Below are 19,318 nucleotides of genomic sequence, written 5' to 3' on the forward strand. Positions count from 1 at the left end.
CAAAATTCTCGACGAATAACTCAATATAACGGTCTATACCCAGCTACGATGGCACATCAGCGGCTAAAAAACGCGCGATATGACGGTCAGCATCGGTCGCTGCGTCGGCGTTACTTTGCTCGGTGCCACCTAATGGATAAGCCGGATCTAAAATATGGCCGGCATTGGGATAATGTTGTTGCAAACAATCATCGCCACGTTGATGCTGCTGCATACGTTGACAAATCATGTCAGCCATACGCTTTGCTGGCCATACTTCATCTTCGCCGCCGGTGATCAAAAGCAGCGCCCCAGCGCTTTGTTCAACGTTAATTCGTGCCTCAGCAACCGCCTCTTGTTGCGCCAGCGACTGCTCATATAAATCACGCAAACCGGCTACCTGGCCAGTTGGTTTAAAAGGTACGAAAGCCAATACTTCACCATCGTCCTGCCAGCTAGAGGATGGCGTTTGGGTCCAGTCTTTCAATATACCAGCCCATACCACGGCACTTGGCGATATAGCGACCACACGCTGATAAGCATCATCGCGGGAGGCGAGCAACAGTGCTAACTCGGCACCCTTCGACCAACCGACAACATTAATTCCCTCGGCATTGGCAGGGTGTTGCTGTTGTAACCAACTTTTCACCGCATCGAAATAGTCCAATGGCACTTTTTCGAGTTCGGCTGGCAAACCGTCGGCTTTAAAATAAGCGACCGCTAATACCGGATAGCCAAGCGCAGCAATGCGCTTAGCTAAACGGGTAGGTTTACCGCCCTCGGAGCCTCCCAGCACTAATACCGCCGGTTGCTGTTCGCTACCTTGAGGCTGATAAAAATCGGCGACAAAATCGACCCCGGTCAAGGCTTTCTGCGAGACCTCAACGGCGTTAGTCGAGGTATCACTGCGCTCAGCCGCAGCCGCAGTGTTAACGAAAAATGTCATCATACTCATGGCGGTCAACATCAGCACTTTTCTCATCATCTGGCTCTTCTTGTTATTGATTTAACACCCAGTTAACAAGGTTGAGGCGATAGATACAAGTGACAATACTCACTTTTTGCCATAAAAAAACGCCAGTGACTAAGCACTGGCGTTGGTTCTTTAAGCAAACGCACAAAAAGCAATCTTACGCTTCTTCTGCAGTACTCGATTTACGACTGCGTTTAGTCGGCTTTTTATAAAAGCTAACATTTTCAATCGTACCCGGTTTAAAGCTATCAACCGCTATGGCGCCTTTACGTAAGCGCTCTGTCTCACGTAATTTATCGGCCTCTGTGGCGTCAATCAACTCCGCCGCGATGGCCGCGTCTACCAACGCATCACCGTGTAAGTCGGCGCCTATATCACCACGCTTTTCGGCTTTGCGCAGTGTTTTATAGACCTCTTTCATCGCCAACATGCTGATGAATGCTTTTTCCATATGCCCGGTCATGTCCTCGGCGTCATCTTTCCAGTAGCAGAGGAAAGTATGGCGGTCACGGGTTGCCCCTGGTTCCATCATACTCTCACTGATCTGCTGTAACACCTCGTCACGGGGCTCACGAAAGCGAATACCAAATGGAAAAGCGATGAACTTCAAGGTATAAGCAACGACTCGATTCGGGAAGTTATCGAAGAAACCTTCGAAGGCTTTACCGATCGCCGCTAAATGATGCTGCAAGGCATAATGAACAAAGGCTAAATCGCCCTGCTGACGACCATCGTCTTCGTAACGTTTGAGCACCGCTGACGCCATATATAAATGACTTAAGACATCGCCTAACCGCGCTGAAATCATCTCTTTGCGTTTTAAGTCCCCCCCCATGATCAACATAGACACATCCGCCGCCATTGCTAAGACTCGGCTCATACGCGTTAAATGTTGATAATAACGGCCGGTTTCGCCGCTAACTGGCGCTTGATTAAAGCGCGAACCGGTTAATCCCATAAACAAGCTACTAAAGACATTGCTTACCGCAAAGCCGATATGCTTCATCAGCAACTTATCGAATTCGCGTAATCCCGCTTCTTCGTCAGGGTTAGCTGCCGCATCCATTTCCTGCAACACGTACGGGTGGCAACGAGTCGCGCCCTGCCCAAAAATCATCAGGTTACGGGTTAGAATGTTGGCCCCCTCAACGGTAATCGATACCGGTGTCGCCATGTAGCCTTGGCCTAAGTAGTTCTTCGGCCCCAACTGAATGCCCTTACCGGCATGAATATCCATCGCCGCATCCATCACTTCACGGCCCATTTCGGTCATGTGATACTTGGTCATGGCGGTGACCACTGACGGACTCTTACCTTGGCATAAAGCATTAACCGTCAACCGACGCATCGATTCAAGGCTATAGTTGGTGCCGCCGATTTTACCCATCGCCGCTTGCACCCCTTCAAATTTACCAATCGGTAAACCGAACTGTTGCCGCACGTAGGCATAGGCACCGGTCATACGCTCTGCGGTGTGGCCGGTTGCGGTAGCCAACGCCGGTAATGAAATACCGCGTCCGGCTGACAAACACTCGACCAGCATACGCCAGCCTTTACCCGCGTATTCGACCCCACCGATGATCCAGTCAAGCGGAATGAAAACGTCTTTGCCCGACGTGGTACCATTCATAAATGCTTGATTTAATGGGTAATGGCGGTCACCTGTAACCACACCCGGGTGATCTGTCGGGATCAAGGCACAGGTGATACCAATGGCCTTTTTCTCGCCCAACAAACCATCTGGATCGTACAACTTAAACGCTAAACCCAGTACCGTAGCGACTGGCGCTAAAGTGATATAGCGCTTATCCCAATTTAAACGAATACCGAGCACTTTCTCACCATCATGCTCGCCTTCACAAATCACACCGGTATCAGGAATAGCACCTGCATCCGAACCTGCCTCAGGGCCGGTCAGTGCAAAACAGGGGATCTCGTCGCCCTGCGCTAACGCCGGTAACCAACGTTGTTTTTGTTCATCGGTGCCGTAATGGCTTAAAAGCTCACCCGGGCCTAGCGAGTTGGGTACCATCACCGATACCGCGGCACTCAGCGAGCGCGTAGCAATACGCGCCACAATGTGCGAGTTAGCCGCTGGCGAAAAATCCAAACCGCCAAACTCTTTGCCGATGATCATGGCAAAAAAGCGCTCTTTACGCAGGTATTGCCACACCTCTTCGGGTAAATCGCGATCTTGTTGAACGATGCGAAAATCGTCCAACATGGCCAATAGCGTTTCTAATTGATTGTCGATAAAAGCTTGTTCGTCATCGCTAAAGGTCGGTGGCGTCATTGCGTGCAACTGGTGCCAGTCGGGGCGACCGCTAAATAGCTGGCCATCCCACCAAACATCACCGGCTTGCATAGCTTCGCGCTCGGTATCTGACAACGGCGGTAAAATCTTTTTAAAGATTCTAAACACCGGTCGCGTGATCAGGCTGCGGCGCACATCGGTCACAGCAAACACGACAATCACCAACACCAGCAGTAAAATCAGAATTTCCATCTTCTTCCTCCGAAGAAAAACAACGTGTCATTAACTGTAGTTCATCATTGCGTAAACAGCATTAGCCTGCTGCGGAACTATCTAACCCGCCCGCAATAAACGGAATTAATTTGTCGATAATATGTTCGGGATCAACCTGTTCATCGAAATCAGCGGCGGCAATTTCAATCAACGCCTGACTGGATACTTGTGCAAATACGGTTGCACCTAAAATAAAGTGTAAGCGCCAGAACAACTCGGCATCGCTTAATTGCGGATTAGCACGATGTAGCCACTGCAGCAGCTGCTCGATAACCGTACCAAATTCGGTCATGGTGTACTTACGCAAGTGGCCCTGAATTTCGGAATAAGCAAAACCCAGCAAACGTAAAAAATTAGCCGGCCCCTGACGACTAACGTCGGTCAGCGCCATCAGTGGTTGTCGAAAACAATCAAACACTGCCCGGCTGGTCACTTGTTGGTAATTTTCAAGCGACTGTAACTGGCGCGCTAAAGCGGGCATAAAGCGACTTAAATAGCGTGCCATCACCGCTTGAATCAGCGCTTTTTTTGAACCGAAGTGATAATTAACCGAAGCTAAGTTAACACCGGCTTCACTGGTGATTTGACGTAATGATGTTTGTTCAAAGCCATGCTCTGCAAATAAGGCTTCGGCAGCGTTAACAATTTTATCTTTGGTCGTCATCGACGGTTAAACCCGAACACATATTTAAAACATGCGTTTAATTTAAACCAGCAGACGTTTGAACTCAAGAAAAGAAAACAGCTGTTCGCTGAAAGTTTCGGCCTAATATTGCCAATAACGCTTATGCAATAAAATCAGCACCGTAATGATTTCTAGACGGCCGCAAAGCATGGCAAAAATCAGCGTGATTTTAGCACCATCCGGTAGACTCAAGAAATTGCCCGCCGGTCCGATGATTTCACCTAACCCGGGTCCTACGTTACTGACCGCCGTCGCCGAGCCAGAAATTGCCGTCATAAAATCCAAGCCAAATAGCGTTAACACAAAAGCCACCGCCGCGACCAAAATAAAATACATGAAGCAAAAGGCGACAATACTACCCAGCAGACTGTCGTCGACTTGTCTATCCTGATAACGCTGTGCGCTGATCAAGCTAGGATGAATCAACTTCAAAAACTGTTTGCGAAGTAGTAACTGCGATAATTGAAAGCGGAAAATCTTCATGCCGCCGGCGGTTGAGCCGGTACAGCCACCGACAAAGGTCAAATAAAAGAAAGCCATCATCGCCCAGCTACCCCAACGTGTATAATCCTCGCTGGCATAGCCGGTGGTGGTAACCACCGAAACCACGTTAAAGGCGGTATGAGTCACCGCGTCAAAACCGCTCCGGCCATCTTCCTCGAAATAGTCGATAAGACTTAATGCGGCAATCACTACCAACAAAAACAGCAAGAACGCGCGAACCTGAGGATCTTCTCTTAACGGCCGCGTTTCGCCTTTTAGCAAACGGATATATAAAACGAAGGGTAAGGCGCTGGCCGCCATAAAAAGCGTGCCCAACCAGACTAACGCCGGTGTATCGTTAAACGCGCCAAAAGAGGCATCATAATTAGAAAAACCACCGGTCGCGACGGTGGTCATCGCGTGCACAAACGCATCAAAGCCGGACATGCCAAACACATAATAACAGAGCACGATAAGCGCCGATAATAACAGGTAGATGCGTGCAATGGCCCATACCATATGGCTTGAGCGCGGCATAAACTTACCCGAAATATCCGAAGACTCGGCTTGAAACAGACGCATGCCGCCTACTTGTAAGAACGGTAGAATCGCCATTGCCATAACGATGATACCGACCCCACCTAGCCACTGCAAAATGCCCCGCCACAGGAGGTAGCTTTGCGGTAACTGGTCGAGACCGCTAACCACCGTCGAGCCGGTCGTGGTGATCGCTGACATGGCTTCGAACCAAGCATCGGTCCAAGACAGCTTAGCGCCCGCTAACATCAACGGTAGCGCGGCAAAAAGACTGGCGTACAACCAGCATAAGGTGGTTAACATAAACACTTGGCGAGCGCGCAACTTAGCGTCGCCAATGTCACGTATAAACAGCAAACCACCAACAATTAGACCAATGCCAGCAATGCTCAGGTAGGTCCATTGGTCACGCTCGTTGTTGAGCACCGCAAAAGCGTAAGGCGCTAATAAACTGAGCGACATAATGGCAGTCAAGCCACCAAACGTCTTGCTGAGCACATTGAGGGTGTTAGCCCGCAATGTTGCTTGCTCCACGCGACTGAACGCCATCTTGCTGCCTCCGCTATCGCTAACCTTGGTTGGTTAACGGCTTATTGCGTATCTAACTCGGGGAGCGCTTTAACCAACTCATCCAGCGCTTTCATTTGGCTTAGGTAGCCCTCTAATTTAGCCAGTGGTAAGGCACAAGGGCCGTCACATTTTGCTTGCTCAGGGTCTGGGTGAGCCTCGATAAACAATCCCGCTAAGCCTAATGCCATGCCCGCTCGGGCTAACTGTGCAGCTTGCGCGCGGCGGCCATCGGCGGAGTCACTGCGGCCACCAGGACGCTGTAACGCATGGGTGGCATCAAAGAGTACCGGTGCTTGCTGCTTCATATCGTCCATGCCGAGCATATCGACAACCAGATTGTTGTAGCCAAAGCTGCTGCCGCGCTCACATAGCATGACTTGTTGATTACCCGCTTCGGCAAACTTTTTAATGATATGACGCATCTCGTGAGGTGCTAAAAATTGCGGCTTTTTAACGTTAATGACATTACCGGTTTCTGCCATAGCGACCACTAAATCGGTTTGTCGAGCCAAAAATGCAGGCAACTGAATAACATCGACCACTTCCGCTACGGATGCGGCTTGATAAGGTTCATGCACATCGGTAATCAACGGTAGCTGAAACTGCGCTTTTATTTCTTCAAAAATTTTCAAGCCAGCGTCTAAACCCGGTCCCCGATACGAATGAATTGACGACCGATTAGCTTTATCAAAGCTGGCTTTAAAGACCAAAGGAATACCCAAGCGCTGCGTCACTTCGGCATAATGCTCGGCGATTTTCAGAGCCAAATCACGTGACTCCAACACATTCATACCACCGAACAAAACAAACGGCAGATCATTTGCGACGGTAATATTATCGCCGATTTGAATGCGCTGTGTATTCATGCCTGTTACTCCTGATTAAGGGTCGTTTTACCGTGCCAGTGTTAGCTACCGATGACGCGCAACACCTGACCACAAATATAAGCCGCATAAGTGCCGACAGCATAGCCAAGCACCGCTAATAACACGCCCACTGGCGCTAACGACGGATGAAAAGCCGATGCCACCACCGGTGCCGATGCGGCACCACCGACATTGGCCTGACTGCCTACCGCCATATAGAAGACCGGTGCTCGCAATAACTTAGCCACCAGCAAAATAAGGCTGGCATGAATGACCATCCAAATCACACCGATCAAAAAGAACTTAGGCGCTTCGGCAATTTTCGTAATATCCATGTGTAAGCCAATACTGGCAACCAGAATATAAACAAACACCGAGCCAAATTTCGATGCACCCGCCGCCTCATAGTTACGCGCGCGGGTACAAGATAGAATAATACCGCCAGTCGTGGCTAACACGATGAGCCAGAAGAACTGGCTATCCAAACTAAACTTACGTAGTTCGGGATAGTTTTGACCAATAAAGGGCGCAATGATGTCGGCGGCAAAATGGGCTAGGCCAGCGATACCGAAGCCAATAGCCATGATGATCATAATATCGGCCAGTGATGGATTGCGTACGTGTTGTTGCTGATAGGTTTCCATGCGCTGCTTGATATCGTCGATAGCACTGGTATCGGCTCCTGTGCGCGTATCGATTTGGCGACTGTTAGCCGCCATATAAAGCAACACCGCCATCCACAAATTAGCGACAATGATATCTACCGTCACCATGGCGGAAAAAATATCGCCACCGACTTCAAACACTTCTTTCATCGCCGCTTGGTTAGCACCACCACCAATCCAGCTACCGGCGATAGTGGTCATGCCCCGCCATACCGCATCCGGACCATCAACGCCCAGCATTTCAGGGAAAATGGCTGAAACAATCAATAATGCGATGGGTCCACCGATAACAATACCCAGCGTACCGGTTAAAAATAAAATCGGCGCTTTGATGCCCAAACTAGCAATAGCTTTTAAATCTAAGCTCAGCGTTAACAGCACCATACAGGCAGGCAAAAGGTAATCCATGGCAATATCGGTAACCGCTGTGCTGTTGCCATCGACGATACCAAAAGTGTTCAGTAATGACGGCAAAAAATAACACAGCAGTAACGCCGGTACGTATTTATAAAAGCTTTGGAAAAATCGGTTTTGGCTCGATGAGGTATAAAACACCGCACCCAGAATCACCATAAGCAAACCGAATACGACACCGTCGTTCTGTATTAAAGCTGTGCTGGCCTCCATGAACTCTCCTTATCTAGCTTGGGGCACTTATTATTATGTTGTCTAGCTATAACGACCTGCGCAGAGGTCACTAAGCAGTAATGATTAATGCTGGTTAGTGCAATATCTGCGCAGGGGTTGACCAACTATCGATTTGCAAGCGCAACAACTGTGCGCTGGGGTCATCAGGACATTGCTTTAAAAAATACTCATAATCATCAACCGCGACATGCTGACAATCCAGTTCTTCATACACATAACCGCGATCTCGAATCTCGTATGGGTCGTCAGGCAATAAGGTTAACAACATATCAATGGCGATCAGCGCTTGTTCAAAAGCACGCTCGTAAATCAGGCTATGTTTCAGCTCACCCAAATAGCGCACCAACATATCCTGCTGGTTAGCGGCATCTAGCGCTTGCCAACTAAACTCGCCGTCGGCTAAATCATCGCTGTCATCAAGCTCAGAGAAACGTTGCTGTAATTGTTCGGTGGTCATCAGCTCACCGCTTAACGGATCGATGAAATGACAACGATCACCCTGCTCTAAGCGCAAAATCGGATAACCGGGAGCATCAACCAATGCCAACGTTAACCCCGCGTAGGTTGCCGCCTCTTGCAATAAAAAGGCTAAGCTAACCGGCAAGCCGGTGCGCATTGCAATGACCCGATCGATCAAAATACGTTGGCTGGTGACGACCGCTTCCGGCGCATCACTGTATGCTTGCTTGATGTAAAAAAAGTCGCAAAGCGCAACCACTCGTTGTAACAAATCGGGTTCATCACGCAGCGCCTCTAACTCCGCCACAGAGCGATAAAAATCCGCAATAAAGTGGTCTGCATCACGATGAAATGCACGACTAATTTCCCAAACAATATCTATCGTAGGCAGCAGCTCGCGTTGACACTGCTGTAAATAGGAGAACGCCATATAACCTCAGCAATTACCCAAACATGATCGCTTGTTTTGAGGTTGCCACGTGAAACAGTACCGCTAACCAACCCATCGCTACCAAAAAACCAAACCATTGCCAAAGCTTCTGCCGAGCTTTAAGCGCAATAGCCGCAAATACGATGTAGCCAACCAGTCCCACCAATTTATCGGTGAGCCACGCGGTTTGAAACGGATAAATACCTAAGTAAACAATCAACGCGATAGCGCTGATCAACAACAAGGTATCGTTAATATGCGGAACAATCTTCACCCACTTTTTTTGTAACATGGGTGATTGACGCTGCAACCAAAAAAAACGCAGCAAGAATAATATCACAGTTATGCCGACAAACGTCAGGTGGAAGTGCTTTAACATCGGATACACAGCAAGTTTTTCCTTCTCGTTAACTGCCTTTAAATAACATCGCGCAATTGCGCTAAACGTCCAGCAACATGTTGCTGCACATCGGGGGCGTAATACTGGCCACTTTCGGCCTGCAAGCGAGCCACAATCCCCTGCTCACTGTCCTGCCCCTGCTGCCAGCCCTGTAACCAGCAATGCAATTGCTGCACCAGCATAATGATTTGGCTACTTAAAGCAATTTGTTCGCCTTCTTTGCCTTTCGGTAACCCCATGCCATCCCAGCGTTCTAAACGTTCATGTAGCGCCCGATGGGCTAATTGCGTCGCGCTACTATGGCCCTGCTCTAACGCTCGCAAAGAGCGACTAACGCGCTGCTGACAGGTAGCCATTGAAGCTGCCGGTTGGTCATCACGACAGGTCAACAAGTCTTCTGCTTGTTGATATAAGTAGGCAGCGCAAGCGATATCCTGACGTTGCTCGGGTGCTAATTCAGCAGCAATGGCATCGGCCAAACGAGCCACCGGTTGCTGCGCCAAGAAGCTGTCATAGTCGGTGCTGACACGACCCATTAATTCATCGGTCATGGTGGCTAAAAAACGGTCGGCGTCTTCTAAGCAAATCACGTTATCATGCGCTAACTGGACGTTTTCGGCGAATAGTTGCAGTACATGATGGTCGTCATCGCTCAACGAACGAGAGAAACCCTGTAGATATAAAATCGCCCCACGTGGACGACAATGACTACGGCAATAAGCCAAAATAAAATCATCACCATAATGAATGCTGTGGTGTTTAATGACCGTATCAACTTCGGCCAACGCTTCCGCCGGAATAACCGAGCGTAAAGTATGGCCAATGGCCGGCTGGGCGTCATCGCCATAGGCTGCACGGACGCGATAATCGTGGCTGCTATCGTCGTCGGCACTGGCGTATAGTGTCTGCCGCGCGCCACCAATGACCCAACTGAGTTGCTGCACTAAGCCATCAACAAAACTATTCATCGATTGTAAGGCGTATAAATCGGTAGCAGCCGAAATGATCTTCTCCAGCCCTTGACGGCTTTGGTCAATCGACATGATATCGCGATAAGAGCGCAACGCTGACATCACCGCAGTAAACAACTTTTGTGCAGTCAGTTCGGTTTTTGATTTGTAATCGTTAATGTCGTAATTGACGATTACTGTGCGTTCAGGCGCCTGGCCCGGCTGCCCAGTACGTAAAATAATGCGGGTAAAGCGGTTAGCTGCTTCTTCGCGAATAAAGCGCGCCACATTAAGACCGGCATCGTCGGTTTCCATGACCACATCTAAAAGCACAATGGCAGCATCGGGATGATCCTTGACCAATTGTTTTGCTTCACTGCCCGAATGTGCCGAAAAAAACTGTAACCCTCGACCAAGAAAACTGAAATCACTTAACGCCAACTTAGTCACCGCATGCACTTCGGGCTCATCATCGACGATCAGAACTTTCCAAAACTCTTCGGGTAAATTGGGTACTTTTGCTGCACTATCGTCAGCAAACATAAACTGGCTACTCATCGCTAGTCACCAATCCTTGATCATATTGTGCGGCTGTTATCCGTTCCACATTAGCATAATCTACAACGCTATTAACCTTTTTATAACCTGATTCGACAAACTTATCTCTAACTGCGGCAGCCTGCGTATAGCCGTGCTCTAACAACAACCAAGCAGCGCTTTTTAAGTGCTGTCGAGCATGCTGAATGAGGTAAAACAAATCGGCAAAGCCGTTATTTTCGGCAACTAACGCTGAACTCGGCTCAAAACGCACATCGCCTTGCTGTAAGTGCGGATCGTCGATGTCGATATAGGGCGGGTTAGCAACAATTAAATCAAATCGGTCAGTCGCCGTTTGTGGCAACCCAGCAAACCAACTACCTTGATAAAAAGTCACCGCCAAATCAAGTTGTTCAGCGTTACTTTTAGCAACCGCTAATGCGGCTGGGCTTTGCTCGACAGCATGCACTTGCCAAGCCGGTCGCTCGTGCTTTAGCGCCAATGCAATAGCGCCGCTGCCGGTACCTAAATCTAATACCTTTGCGGTCGCCGGTAATGCCAATGTTAAGGCGTGTTCAACTAACACTTCGGTATCCGGACGCGGGATCAGCGTGGCATCGCTAACTTGCAAGGGCAGCGACCAAAACTCACGCTGGCCAGTAATATAAGCCATCGGTAAGCCGCGCAGACGGCGCGCTAATAAGGCCTGAAATGCCTGCTGCTGCGCTGCCGTTAACTGACGCTCTGGCCACGTATGCAAATAGCTGGGGGCTTGCTGCAACACCTGGCAAAGTAAAATCTGCGCATCTAAACGTGGCGTTTCCGAGACACGCTTTAACTGCGTAGTCGCCTGCTGCCAGACGAGCGCTAAGGTCGGTTGATGCGGCTCAAGCATTATCCGCCAAGGCCGCTAATTGGTCAGCTTGATGCTCTTGCACGATGGCATCCAAAAGCAAATCCAGACTTCCCGCTAACACTTCGTCTAAACGATATAGGGTCAAGTTAATGCGGTGGTCGGTAACCCGACTTTGTGGGTAATTGTAGGTCCGAATGCGCTCTGAACGGTCACCACTACCGACTAAATTACGGCGTGTACTGGCTTCTTCTTGCTGGCGTTTATCGTCTTCTAGCTTTTGTAAGCGCGCTTGTAAAACCGACATCGCCTTGGCGCGGTTTTTATGCTGCGAGCGTTCGTCCTGACATTCCACGACGACACCGGTCGGAATATGGGTTAACCGGATCGCCGAATCGGTTCGGTTAACATGCTGACCACCAGCGCCTGATGCACGGTAGGTATCGACTCGCAAATCGGCCGGATTGATCTCGATAGCTTCCGCTTCAGGAATTTCTGGCAACACGGCAACGGTACACGCCGAGGTATGAATACGCCCCTGCGATTCAGTTTCGGGTACACGTTGCACGCGGTGACCACCAGACTCAAATTTCATGCGTCCGTAGCAGCCTTCGCCACTCACATGAGCTATGACTTCTTTATAGCCACCATGTTCGCCGTCGCTGGCACTCACCATACTGACTTTCCAGCCACGCTGCTCAGCATAACGGCTATACATACGGAATAAGTCGCCGGCAAAAATAGCCGCCTCATCACCTCCCGCACCGGCACGAATTTCGACATAGCAAGACCGGTCATCGTTCGGGTCGCGCGGCAGCAATAACACTTGTAAGCTTTGCGTCAATTGCTCTTGTTGCTGCTTAGCTTGGGACAACTCGTCTTCGGCCATGGCGCGCATTTCAGCATCGTCTTCTTGCAACATTTCTGCGGCGGTTTGCACGTCTTCCTGAGCTTGCTGATAACGGCTAAACTCGGCGGCAATTTCTTCTAACTGCGAGTATTCCTTGGACAACGCCCGAAAACGATTCTGATCGTTGATAACAGAGGGCTCGCTCAGTAACGCCTGCACCTCTTGGTAACGTTCGAGTAAGCCCTCAAGCTTACGCATAATGGATGGATTCATTCGCTGACTACGCCTTATTGTTCGCTGTCATAAAGATGTCGGAACGCCGCAAGGGCATTCATATCACCGCTCTCACCGGCGTTTTTGATGGCTTGGGTAGGACGGTGTAATAATTGATTCGATAAACGGTTAGCCAATTCTGCTAATACTTCATCGGCGGCTTTACCGGTTTGTAACTGTTGTTGAGCGCGCTGCAACTGCTGCTGCGCTAACGCCATACCCTGTTGCCGGTAGGCGCGGATCATATCAACGCTGTTCAAAGATCGCAGCCAGGCCAAGAATTCTTGGCTGTGCTGCGCAATAATCGCTAATGCTTGCTGCGCCGCTTGTTCGCGATTGCGAATATTCTCACTGATGATGCCCTGTAAATCGTCGACGGTATACAAGTAAGCATCGTCTAGCTCGTTAACCTGTTCTTCAATATCGCGCGGCACCGCCAAATCAACCAGCAAGATAGGTTTATGACGGCGTTGTTTTAATGCCGTCTCGACCATTCCTTTGCCAACAATCGGCAAGGTGCTTGCGGTAGAGCTAATGACGATATCGGCACGTGGTAACAACTGCGGTAGCTCGGCAAGACTATGCGGTTCGGCTTCAATGCGTTGGCTTAATTCCTGCGCCCGCGCCAAGGTTCGATTAGCCACCATGATTTGCTCGACGCCCTGTTCTTGCAGATGCTGAGCAACCAGCTCAGCGGTATCACCGGCACCGACCAGCAACACCCGTGACTGACTTAATTGAGCAAAGATGTGTTTCGCCAAGTTCACTGCCGCAAACGCCACTGACACCGCATTTTGACCCACATCGGTATCGGTGCGGACGGTTTTAGCCACGCTAAAGGTGCGTTGAAATAAGCGTTCTAGCACTCCCCCGACAGCAGCTTGTCGCTTCGCCATTTGATAGGCTTGCTTAACTTGTCCTAAAATTTGCGGTTCGCCTAAAACCAGCGAATCTAAACCACTGGCAACCGCCATTAAGTGGCGAATTGCGTCTTCATCGCTATGTAAATAGGCGTGTTGCTGGATCTGCTGCGGTGCCATGCGGTGGTAACCGGCCAACCAGCCGATAACGATATCTGCGGACATGGAGCCATGGCAATACAGCTCGGTGCGGTTACAGGTAGACACAATGACTGCCTCGGCGACACCCTCTAGCTGACATAATGCCGCTAGCGCTGTATCTAGCTGCTCGGCATTAAAAGCGACTTTTTCTCGCAGCTCTACCGATGCCGTTTTGTGGTTTATACCTAAGGCTAAAATGGTCATAACAGCGCTAACAAATACCTGTAATGCACGCGTTAATTGGGGCGCTTATTGTACGTTAAAGGATTAACCATTGAAAGCACCTAGGATTTCTGGTGAACTATTTGCCACCAACAGCGCCAGCTGTGCTTGCTTGTTAACCCATAAGGACCCAGCCTGTTCATGCGCCTGCTCATCTGTACTTGCTTGTTATTGCTGCTGAGCGCCTGTGCCAGCCGCCCGCCACAACCTAGCTATCAAGCGAATCAAGTCGATCAACACTTGATCGCTGAGCAACAACAACGCTTAGCAAACCTTAACGATTGGCAGCTCGACGGCCAAGTCGCGGTATTCGATCTTGTCGCCGACGAGCGGCATGCGGTTTATCTCCGCTGGCAGCAAACAGCGACACATCTTAGCATGCGCTTTTCCCACCCTTTAAAAGGCACGTTGGCCACCCTTGAGGCGTCGGCTAAGGGTGCCATTTTAACCGATGATGAAGGCCAACAATGGCGTGATCGCGATGTCAAACGTTTGTTAGCGCGGGTTTTGAACCTGCAATTACCCATTGCCACCATGCAGCAACTGGTGATTGGTCGCCAACCAAGCGCCGCTGAAAATTTGCACTATTATCAGGATGGACATATCGCTGAACTCGCGCTAACCCTGTCAGATCAGCGTTGGAGCGCCCAGCTACAAGATTACCGAGCAGTGCGTAACGATTTGTTAAAACTACCGCACGCGGTTGAATTGACGTCGCCACAATACCGTATCAAAGTAAAGGTTTCGCAATGGACGCTAGCACCACAATAACGCTACCTGCACCGGCAAAACTCAATCTATTTCTACATATCACCGGACGTCGTAACGACGGTTATCATCAACTGGAAACGTTATTTCAGTTTTTAGACGTGGGCGATAGGCTGCGCTTTCAACCGCGCTCAGATCAACAAATCGAATTGCTTGACGATAGCGGTATCGCCACCGACGACAATCTGGTGATGAAAGCGGCACGTTTGTTAAAGCACTATGCCGAACAACATCAACAGCCTGTTACTGGGGTCTCTATCGGTTTGCAAAAACTACTACCCGCTGGTGGTGGTTTGGGGGGCGGCTCTTCCGACGCGGCGACCACCTTGCTGGGGTTACGACATCTTTGGCAATTATCCATTAGCGATACCGAGCTGCGACAATTGGCGCTAAGCTTAGGTGCTGACGTACCAATTTTTATTTATGGCCAAGCCGCTTTTGCGCGCGGTGTCGGTGAACAATTTTTCCCGGCATCACCAGCCTGTCCATGGTATCTGGTCGCCAAGCCCAATGACCTCCATATTGCTACCGCTGAGCTGTTTCAACATCCCGATTTACCGCGTCAAACCGCGTCTATCGACTTTGCCGATTGGTATTTTGCCAATAGCCATAACGATTTTCAGCAACTGGTCTGTCAGCGTTACCCGGAAGTTGCCAAGCTATTAAGCTGGTTGTTAGAATACGCCCCGGCTCGGTTAACTGGCACGGGAGCTTGCATTTTCGGCAGTTTTGCCACAGAGGCGGAAGCGCGCGCAGCACACGCGCAGTTGCCGGCAAACTGTAGCGCTTTTGTAGCTCGCGGTCTCAATCAGTCACCCGTTATTGACGCACTCGCCAACGCTGCCGGCGCGTCTTAATCAGCGTAGCGCCTGATGCGCTGGTACTCCAAATTAACCCAAAAAGGTCGAGGTTTACTGTGCCTGACATGAAGCTTTTCGCTGGTAACGCAACACCAGAACTAGCCCGTAAAATTGCTGACCGCTTATACATCAAACTTGGCGAAGCCGACGTAGGCCGCTTTAGCGACGGTGAAATTAGCGTACAAATTAACGAAAATGTACGTGGTTCAGATGTCTTCATCATTCAATCGACTTGCGCGCCAACCAACGACAACCTGATGGAGCTGATCGTCATGGTCGACGCATTACGGCGCGCCTCTGCAGGTCGCATCACTGCCGTAATGCCTTATTTTGGCTATGCTCGTCAGGATCGTCGTGTGCGTTCAGCACGGGTACCCATTACCGCCAAAGTCGTTGCCGACTTTTTATCCAGCGTTGGTGTAGACCGAGTACTGACCGTCGACCTGCACGCCGAACAGATTCAAGGCTTCTTTGATGTACCAGTAGATAACGTCTTCGGCAGCCCGGTGTTACTAGAACATATGCGCCAGCAACAATTTGATCGCCCGGTGGTAGTATCACCGGATATCGGTGGTGTAGTACGTGCTCGCGCAGTCGCCAAACTACTTAATGACATCGACTTAGCCATCATCGACAAACGTCGTCCATCGGCCAATGTTTCGCAAGTCATGAACATCATCGGTGATGTTGAAGGGCGCGATTGTATTATTGTCGACGACATGATTGATACCGGTGGCACCTTGTGTAAAGCCGCTTCCGCGTTGAAAGCTAATGGCGCCAAGCGGGTGTTCGCCTACGCCACTCATCCGGTCTTTTCTGGCAATGCGGTAGCCAACATTAGCAACTCAGAAATCGACGAACTGATTGTTACCGATAGCATTCCATTATCTGACGATATGAAAAGCAGTGGTAAAGTCACGCAATTGACCTTAAGCGGTATGCTTTCAGAAGCCTTACGCCGAGTCAGCAACGAAGAATCGATTTCGGCGATGTTTGAATATTAAATAAGCCGCGCCACCCGCGTTAGCTGAAATCACTGAAACACCTCGCTCTCGCGGGGTGTTTTTTTAGTTATCGCAAGCGCTCGTTATTGCTTTTGGCGGCTTGCGGTGGTAGTATGCCGCGCCCCTGAATACTCGGTGTTTTATTGCAGTTAACAGCAATCAGTATTTGCTTTGCTAAAGCATCTCCATGGGGGTTACCAAAACGGGTTTTGTATTTGGTCGCGAATACAAAACAAATCATGATCTTGCGGAGATAATCCAAGATGGCAGAATTAGATTTTACCATTAAAGCAGAACTACGTACTGACTTAGGGAAAGGTGCGAGCCGCCGCCTTCGTCGTGCTGAAAAAGTACCTGCTATTTTATACGGTGGCGAGAAAGAGCCTTTAGCGTTGACCTTAGACCATAACAAGGTTAACAACATGGCTGACTACGAAGCGTTTTACTCGCACATTTTAACGCTCGACGTTGATGGCAAGAAATATCAAGCCATCGTTAAAGACATGCAGCGTCACCCGTACAAACCGAAATTGACTCACATCGATTTCCAGCGCGTTGAAGCGGGCCACAAACTGCATACTAACATCCCTCTGCACTTCTTAAACGAAGCGACAGCGAAAGGTGTTAAAGATGAAGGCGGTATGGTAGTTCACCACGTCACTGACGTAGAAATTACTTGCTTGCCTAAAGACTTACCAGAGTATCTGGAAGTTGATATCGCAGCATTGGCGCTGGGCGACACCCTGCACTTAACCGACCTGAAACTGCCACAAGGCGTAGAATTGGTTGAGTTAAACAAAGGTGAAGACCACGACCAAGCGGTTGTTTCAATCGCTGCACAACGTAAAGAAGCCGAAGAAACTGAAGCATCAGAAGAAACCTCTGCTGAAGTACCTGCGGCTAACGTGAAAAAAGACGAAGAATAAGTCTCTATCCAGCCATGGATAACGACATTCGTCTGATTGTGGGCCTGGGTAATCCAGGCCCCGAATATCAACATACCCGTCATAATGCCGGTGTTTGGTTCATTGACCAACTGGCGCGTCAATATCGCCTCACGCTTACTCCTGACAGTAAATTTTTTGGTGCTTCGGTGCGATTACAACAAGGCAGCAGTGATGTTCGCCTGTTAATTCCCGATACCTTTATGAACCTCAGTGGTAAAGCCGTTGCCGCGATGGCGAATTTTTATAAAATTGCGCCCGAGCAAATTTTAGTGGCTTATGACGAATTGGACTTGCCACCTGGCGTTGCGCGTTTTAAGCGCGGCGGTGGTGCTGGCGGTCATAACGGTATTAAAGACATTATTGCAAAACTGGGTAGTCAGCAGTTTTTACGCTTACGTCTGGGCATCGGCCATCCGGGCGACAAAAGCCGCGTTACCGGGTTCGTATTAGGCAAGCCACCCAGCAGCGAATTTGAACTCATCGCAGCAGCCATTGATGAGGCCTGTGCTAGCGTACAAATACTGCGCGAACAAGGTTTAGCCAAAGCCCAACAACGACTACACAGTTTTAAAGCAAACGCATAAAAGGTAAACACAAAATGGGATTCAAGTGTGGCATCGTCGGTTTACCCAATGTGGGCAAATCGACCCTATTTAACGCATTAACTAAAGCCGGCATCGAAGCTGCCAATTTTCCGTTTTGTACCATTGAGCCAAATACCGGCGTTGTACCGGTGCCGGACAGCCGTTTACAAAAGCTAGCTGATATCGTCAACCCGCAGCGCGTACTGCCCACCACCATGGAATTCGTTGACATTGCAGGCTTGGTGAAAGGCGCGTCTCAGGGCGAAGGCCTGGGTAACAAATTTTTAGCCAACATTCGTGAAACCGATGCTATCGGGCACGTTGTGCGCTGCTTTGAAAACGATAACATCGTGCACGTTAACGGTACTATCGATCCGCTTGATGATATCGATACCATCAACACCGAGTTAGCCTTGGCCGATCTGGATAGCGTCGATAAAGCGTTACTACGTCTGGCCAAACGAGCCAAAGGTGGCGATAAACAAGCCAAAGCTGAAATTGCGGTACTCGAAAAGGTTAAACCGGTACTGGATGAAGGCAAAATGGCGCGTTCGGTAGGCTTGGATAAAGACGATTTAGCCACTATTCGCTCCTATAACCTGCTGACCTTAAAACCCACCATGTATATCGCCAACGTCAACGAAGACGGGTTTGAAAATAATCCGTTTTTAGACAAAGTACGCGAGTTAGCTGCTGGTGAGAATGCTGTCGTGGTACCTGTTTGTGCGGCTATCGAATCAGAAATTGCCGAACTTGATGACGAAGAAAAGGCCGACTTTTTAGCCGAGTTAGGGCAAAGCGAACCCGGTCTCAATCGCGTCATTCGTGGTGGTTACGAGTTACTTAACTTACAAACGTACTTCACCGCTGGCGTTAAAGAAGTGCGGGCCTGGACCATTCCCGTCGGTGCCACAGCCCCACAAGCCGCAGGTCGCATTCATACCGACTTTGAAAAAGGCTTCATCCGCGCCGAAGTCGTCGGCTATCAAGACTACATCGAATTTAACGGTGAGCAAGGTGCTAAAGACGCCGGTAAATGGCGTTTAGAAGGAAAAGAATACATCGTTAAAGATGGCGATGTGATCCACTTCCGCTTTAACGTTTAATCATGGCTGCCGTCGACAGCGCTGTCGACGGCAACTTTTCTTACCTGCTCCCGCCCCTCTCCCAGCACCCTAGCACTGATC

18 protein-coding genes are annotated in these 19,318 nt (G+C 49.6%); 6 read left to right on the forward strand and 12 right to left on the reverse strand.

Annotation, left to right across the window (positions count from 1 at the left end):
- Positions 1-43: 43 nt before the first annotated feature.
- From A10D4_RS09105 to hemA, 12 genes are all read right to left on the reverse strand, one after another.
- Positions 44-964, reverse strand: coding sequence for an acyl-CoA thioester hydrolase/BAAT C-terminal domain-containing protein (locus tag A10D4_RS09105; protein ID WP_156812127.1), 921 nt, complete (start codon positions 962-964; stop codon positions 44-46).
- A 145-nt stretch (positions 965-1,109) separates the two neighbouring features.
- A complete protein-coding gene (locus A10D4_RS09110; protein WP_008489121.1) occupies positions 1,110-3,458 on the reverse strand; it encodes an acyl-CoA dehydrogenase in 2,349 nt (782 codons plus the stop codon).
- 61 nt (positions 3,459-3,519) lie between these two features.
- Positions 3,520-4,143 carry a TetR family transcriptional repressor PsrA gene (psrA, locus tag A10D4_RS09115; RefSeq protein WP_008489123.1) on the reverse strand — a complete coding sequence of 208 codons (624 nt, stop codon included), beginning with the start codon at positions 4,141-4,143 and terminating at the stop codon, positions 3,520-3,522.
- 102 nt (positions 4,144-4,245) lie between these two features.
- Positions 4,246-5,733, reverse strand: a complete 1,488-nt coding sequence (locus A10D4_RS09120; protein ID WP_008489124.1) for a TrkH family potassium uptake protein — start codon at positions 5,731-5,733, stop codon at positions 4,246-4,248.
- A 41-nt stretch (positions 5,734-5,774) separates the two neighbouring features.
- Positions 5,775-6,620, reverse strand: coding sequence for a 3-deoxy-8-phosphooctulonate synthase (gene kdsA / locus A10D4_RS09125; RefSeq protein WP_008489125.1), 846 nt, complete (start codon positions 6,618-6,620; stop codon positions 5,775-5,777).
- 41 nt (positions 6,621-6,661) lie between these two features.
- Positions 6,662-7,912 carry a DUF819 family protein gene (locus A10D4_RS09130; protein WP_008489126.1) on the reverse strand — a complete coding sequence of 417 codons (1,251 nt, stop codon included), beginning with the start codon at positions 7,910-7,912 and terminating at the stop codon, positions 6,662-6,664.
- 94 nt (positions 7,913-8,006) lie between these two features.
- Positions 8,007-8,822, reverse strand: a complete 816-nt coding sequence (locus tag A10D4_RS09135) for a SirB1 family protein (RefSeq protein ID WP_008489127.1) — start codon at positions 8,820-8,822, stop codon at positions 8,007-8,009.
- 13 nt (positions 8,823-8,835) lie between these two features.
- Positions 8,836-9,201 (reverse strand): SirB2 family protein, encoded by a 366-nt coding sequence (locus A10D4_RS09140; RefSeq protein ID WP_008489128.1) that lies wholly within the window; start codon positions 9,199-9,201, stop codon positions 8,836-8,838.
- A 38-nt stretch (positions 9,202-9,239) separates the two neighbouring features.
- Complete coding sequence (locus A10D4_RS09145; RefSeq protein ID WP_008489130.1) at positions 9,240-10,730, reverse strand: DUF3369 domain-containing protein; 1,491 nt, start codon at positions 10,728-10,730, stop codon at positions 9,240-9,242.
- Positions 10,723-11,604, reverse strand: a complete 882-nt coding sequence (gene prmC / locus A10D4_RS09150; protein WP_008489131.1) for a peptide chain release factor N(5)-glutamine methyltransferase — start codon at positions 11,602-11,604, stop codon at positions 10,723-10,725. The genes A10D4_RS09145 and prmC overlap by 8 nt, the downstream gene beginning before the upstream one ends.
- A complete protein-coding gene (prfA, locus tag A10D4_RS09155) occupies positions 11,597-12,685 on the reverse strand; it encodes a peptide chain release factor 1 (protein WP_008489132.1) in 1,089 nt (362 codons plus the stop codon). The genes prmC and prfA overlap by 8 nt, the downstream gene beginning before the upstream one ends.
- 14 nt (positions 12,686-12,699) lie before the next feature.
- Complete coding sequence (gene hemA / locus A10D4_RS09160) at positions 12,700-13,950, reverse strand: glutamyl-tRNA reductase (RefSeq protein WP_008489133.1); 1,251 nt, start codon at positions 13,948-13,950, stop codon at positions 12,700-12,702.
- A gap of 159 nt (positions 13,951-14,109) precedes the next feature.
- On the opposite strand from hemA, the gene lolB reads away from it, so the two are divergent.
- The 6 genes from lolB to ychF all read left to right on the forward strand — a co-directional run bounded on the left by lolB (position 14,110) and on the right by ychF (position 19,237).
- Complete coding sequence (gene lolB / locus A10D4_RS09165) at positions 14,110-14,739, forward strand: lipoprotein insertase outer membrane protein LolB (protein WP_008489134.1); 630 nt, start codon at positions 14,110-14,112, stop codon at positions 14,737-14,739.
- A complete protein-coding gene (ispE, locus tag A10D4_RS09170; protein ID WP_008489135.1) occupies positions 14,718-15,593 on the forward strand; it encodes a 4-(cytidine 5'-diphospho)-2-C-methyl-D-erythritol kinase in 876 nt (291 codons plus the stop codon). The genes lolB and ispE overlap by 22 nt, the downstream gene beginning before the upstream one ends.
- 59 nt (positions 15,594-15,652) lie before the next feature.
- The gene (locus A10D4_RS09175) at positions 15,653-16,600 is read left to right on the forward strand and encodes a ribose-phosphate pyrophosphokinase (RefSeq protein WP_008489137.1); all 948 of its coding nucleotides are present in this window, start codon (positions 15,653-15,655) and stop codon (positions 16,598-16,600) included.
- Positions 16,601-16,863: 263 nt separating this feature from the next.
- Entirely contained in the window at positions 16,864-17,526 is a 663-nt protein-coding gene (locus A10D4_RS09180; RefSeq protein ID WP_008489138.1) for a 50S ribosomal protein L25/general stress protein Ctc, read from the forward strand.
- Positions 17,527-17,540: 14 nt separating this feature from the next.
- Positions 17,541-18,131: an aminoacyl-tRNA hydrolase gene (gene pth / locus A10D4_RS09185; protein WP_008489139.1), complete on the forward strand. Its 591-nt coding sequence runs from the start codon at positions 17,541-17,543 to the stop codon at positions 18,129-18,131.
- A 14-nt stretch (positions 18,132-18,145) separates the two neighbouring features.
- The gene (gene ychF / locus A10D4_RS09190) at positions 18,146-19,237 is read left to right on the forward strand and encodes a redox-regulated ATPase YchF (protein ID WP_008489141.1); all 1,092 of its coding nucleotides are present in this window, start codon (positions 18,146-18,148) and stop codon (positions 19,235-19,237) included.
- Positions 19,238-19,318 lie beyond the last annotated feature (81 nt).

It is taken from the genome of Idiomarina xiamenensis 10-D-4, from assembly GCF_000299895.1.
GTDB lineage: Bacteria > Pseudomonadota > Gammaproteobacteria > Enterobacterales > Alteromonadaceae > Idiomarina > Idiomarina xiamenensis.

What these genes read in the sequence shown, in the direction of transcription:
- A10D4_RS09145 (WP_008489130.1), bottom strand. Translation starts at nt 10,730, where the DNA reads ATGAGTAGCCAGTTTATGTTTGCTGACGATAGTGCAGCAAAAGTACCC.
- A10D4_RS09135 (WP_008489127.1), bottom strand. Translation starts at nt 8,822, where the DNA reads ATGGCGTTCTCCTATTTACAGCAGTGTCAACGCGAGCTGCTGCCTACG.
- A10D4_RS09120 (WP_008489124.1), bottom strand. Translation starts at nt 5,733, where the DNA reads ATGGCGTTCAGTCGCGTGGAGCAAGCAACATTGCGGGCTAACACCCTC.
- A10D4_RS09180 (WP_008489138.1), top strand. Translation starts at nt 16,864, where the DNA reads ATGGCAGAATTAGATTTTACCATTAAAGCAGAACTACGTACTGACTTA.
- pth (WP_008489139.1), top strand. Translation starts at nt 17,541, where the DNA reads ATGGATAACGACATTCGTCTGATTGTGGGCCTGGGTAATCCAGGCCCC.
- A10D4_RS09110 (WP_008489121.1), bottom strand. Translation starts at nt 3,458, where the DNA reads ATGGAAATTCTGATTTTACTGCTGGTGTTGGTGATTGTCGTGTTTGCT.
- prmC (WP_008489131.1), bottom strand. Translation starts at nt 11,604, where the DNA reads ATGCTTGAGCCGCATCAACCGACCTTAGCGCTCGTCTGGCAGCAGGCG.
- prfA (WP_008489132.1), bottom strand. Translation starts at nt 12,685, where the DNA reads ATGAATCCATCCATTATGCGTAAGCTTGAGGGCTTACTCGAACGTTAC.
- A10D4_RS09105 (WP_156812127.1), bottom strand. Translation starts at nt 964, where the DNA reads ATGATGAGAAAAGTGCTGATGTTGACCGCCATGAGTATGATGACATTT.
- A10D4_RS09130 (WP_008489126.1), bottom strand. Translation starts at nt 7,912, where the DNA reads ATGGAGGCCAGCACAGCTTTAATACAGAACGACGGTGTCGTATTCGGT.
- lolB (WP_008489134.1), top strand. Translation starts at nt 14,110, where the DNA reads ATGCGCCTGCTCATCTGTACTTGCTTGTTATTGCTGCTGAGCGCCTGT.
- A10D4_RS09140 (WP_008489128.1), bottom strand. Translation starts at nt 9,201, where the DNA reads ATGTTAAAGCACTTCCACCTGACGTTTGTCGGCATAACTGTGATATTA.
- hemA (WP_008489133.1), bottom strand. Translation starts at nt 13,950, where the DNA reads ATGACCATTTTAGCCTTAGGTATAAACCACAAAACGGCATCGGTAGAG.
- ispE (WP_008489135.1), top strand. Translation starts at nt 14,718, where the DNA reads ATGGACGCTAGCACCACAATAACGCTACCTGCACCGGCAAAACTCAAT.
- kdsA (WP_008489125.1), bottom strand. Translation starts at nt 6,620, where the DNA reads ATGAATACACAGCGCATTCAAATCGGCGATAATATTACCGTCGCAAAT.
- ychF (WP_008489141.1), top strand. Translation starts at nt 18,146, where the DNA reads ATGGGATTCAAGTGTGGCATCGTCGGTTTACCCAATGTGGGCAAATCG.
- psrA (WP_008489123.1), bottom strand. Translation starts at nt 4,143, where the DNA reads ATGACGACCAAAGATAAAATTGTTAACGCTGCCGAAGCCTTATTTGCA.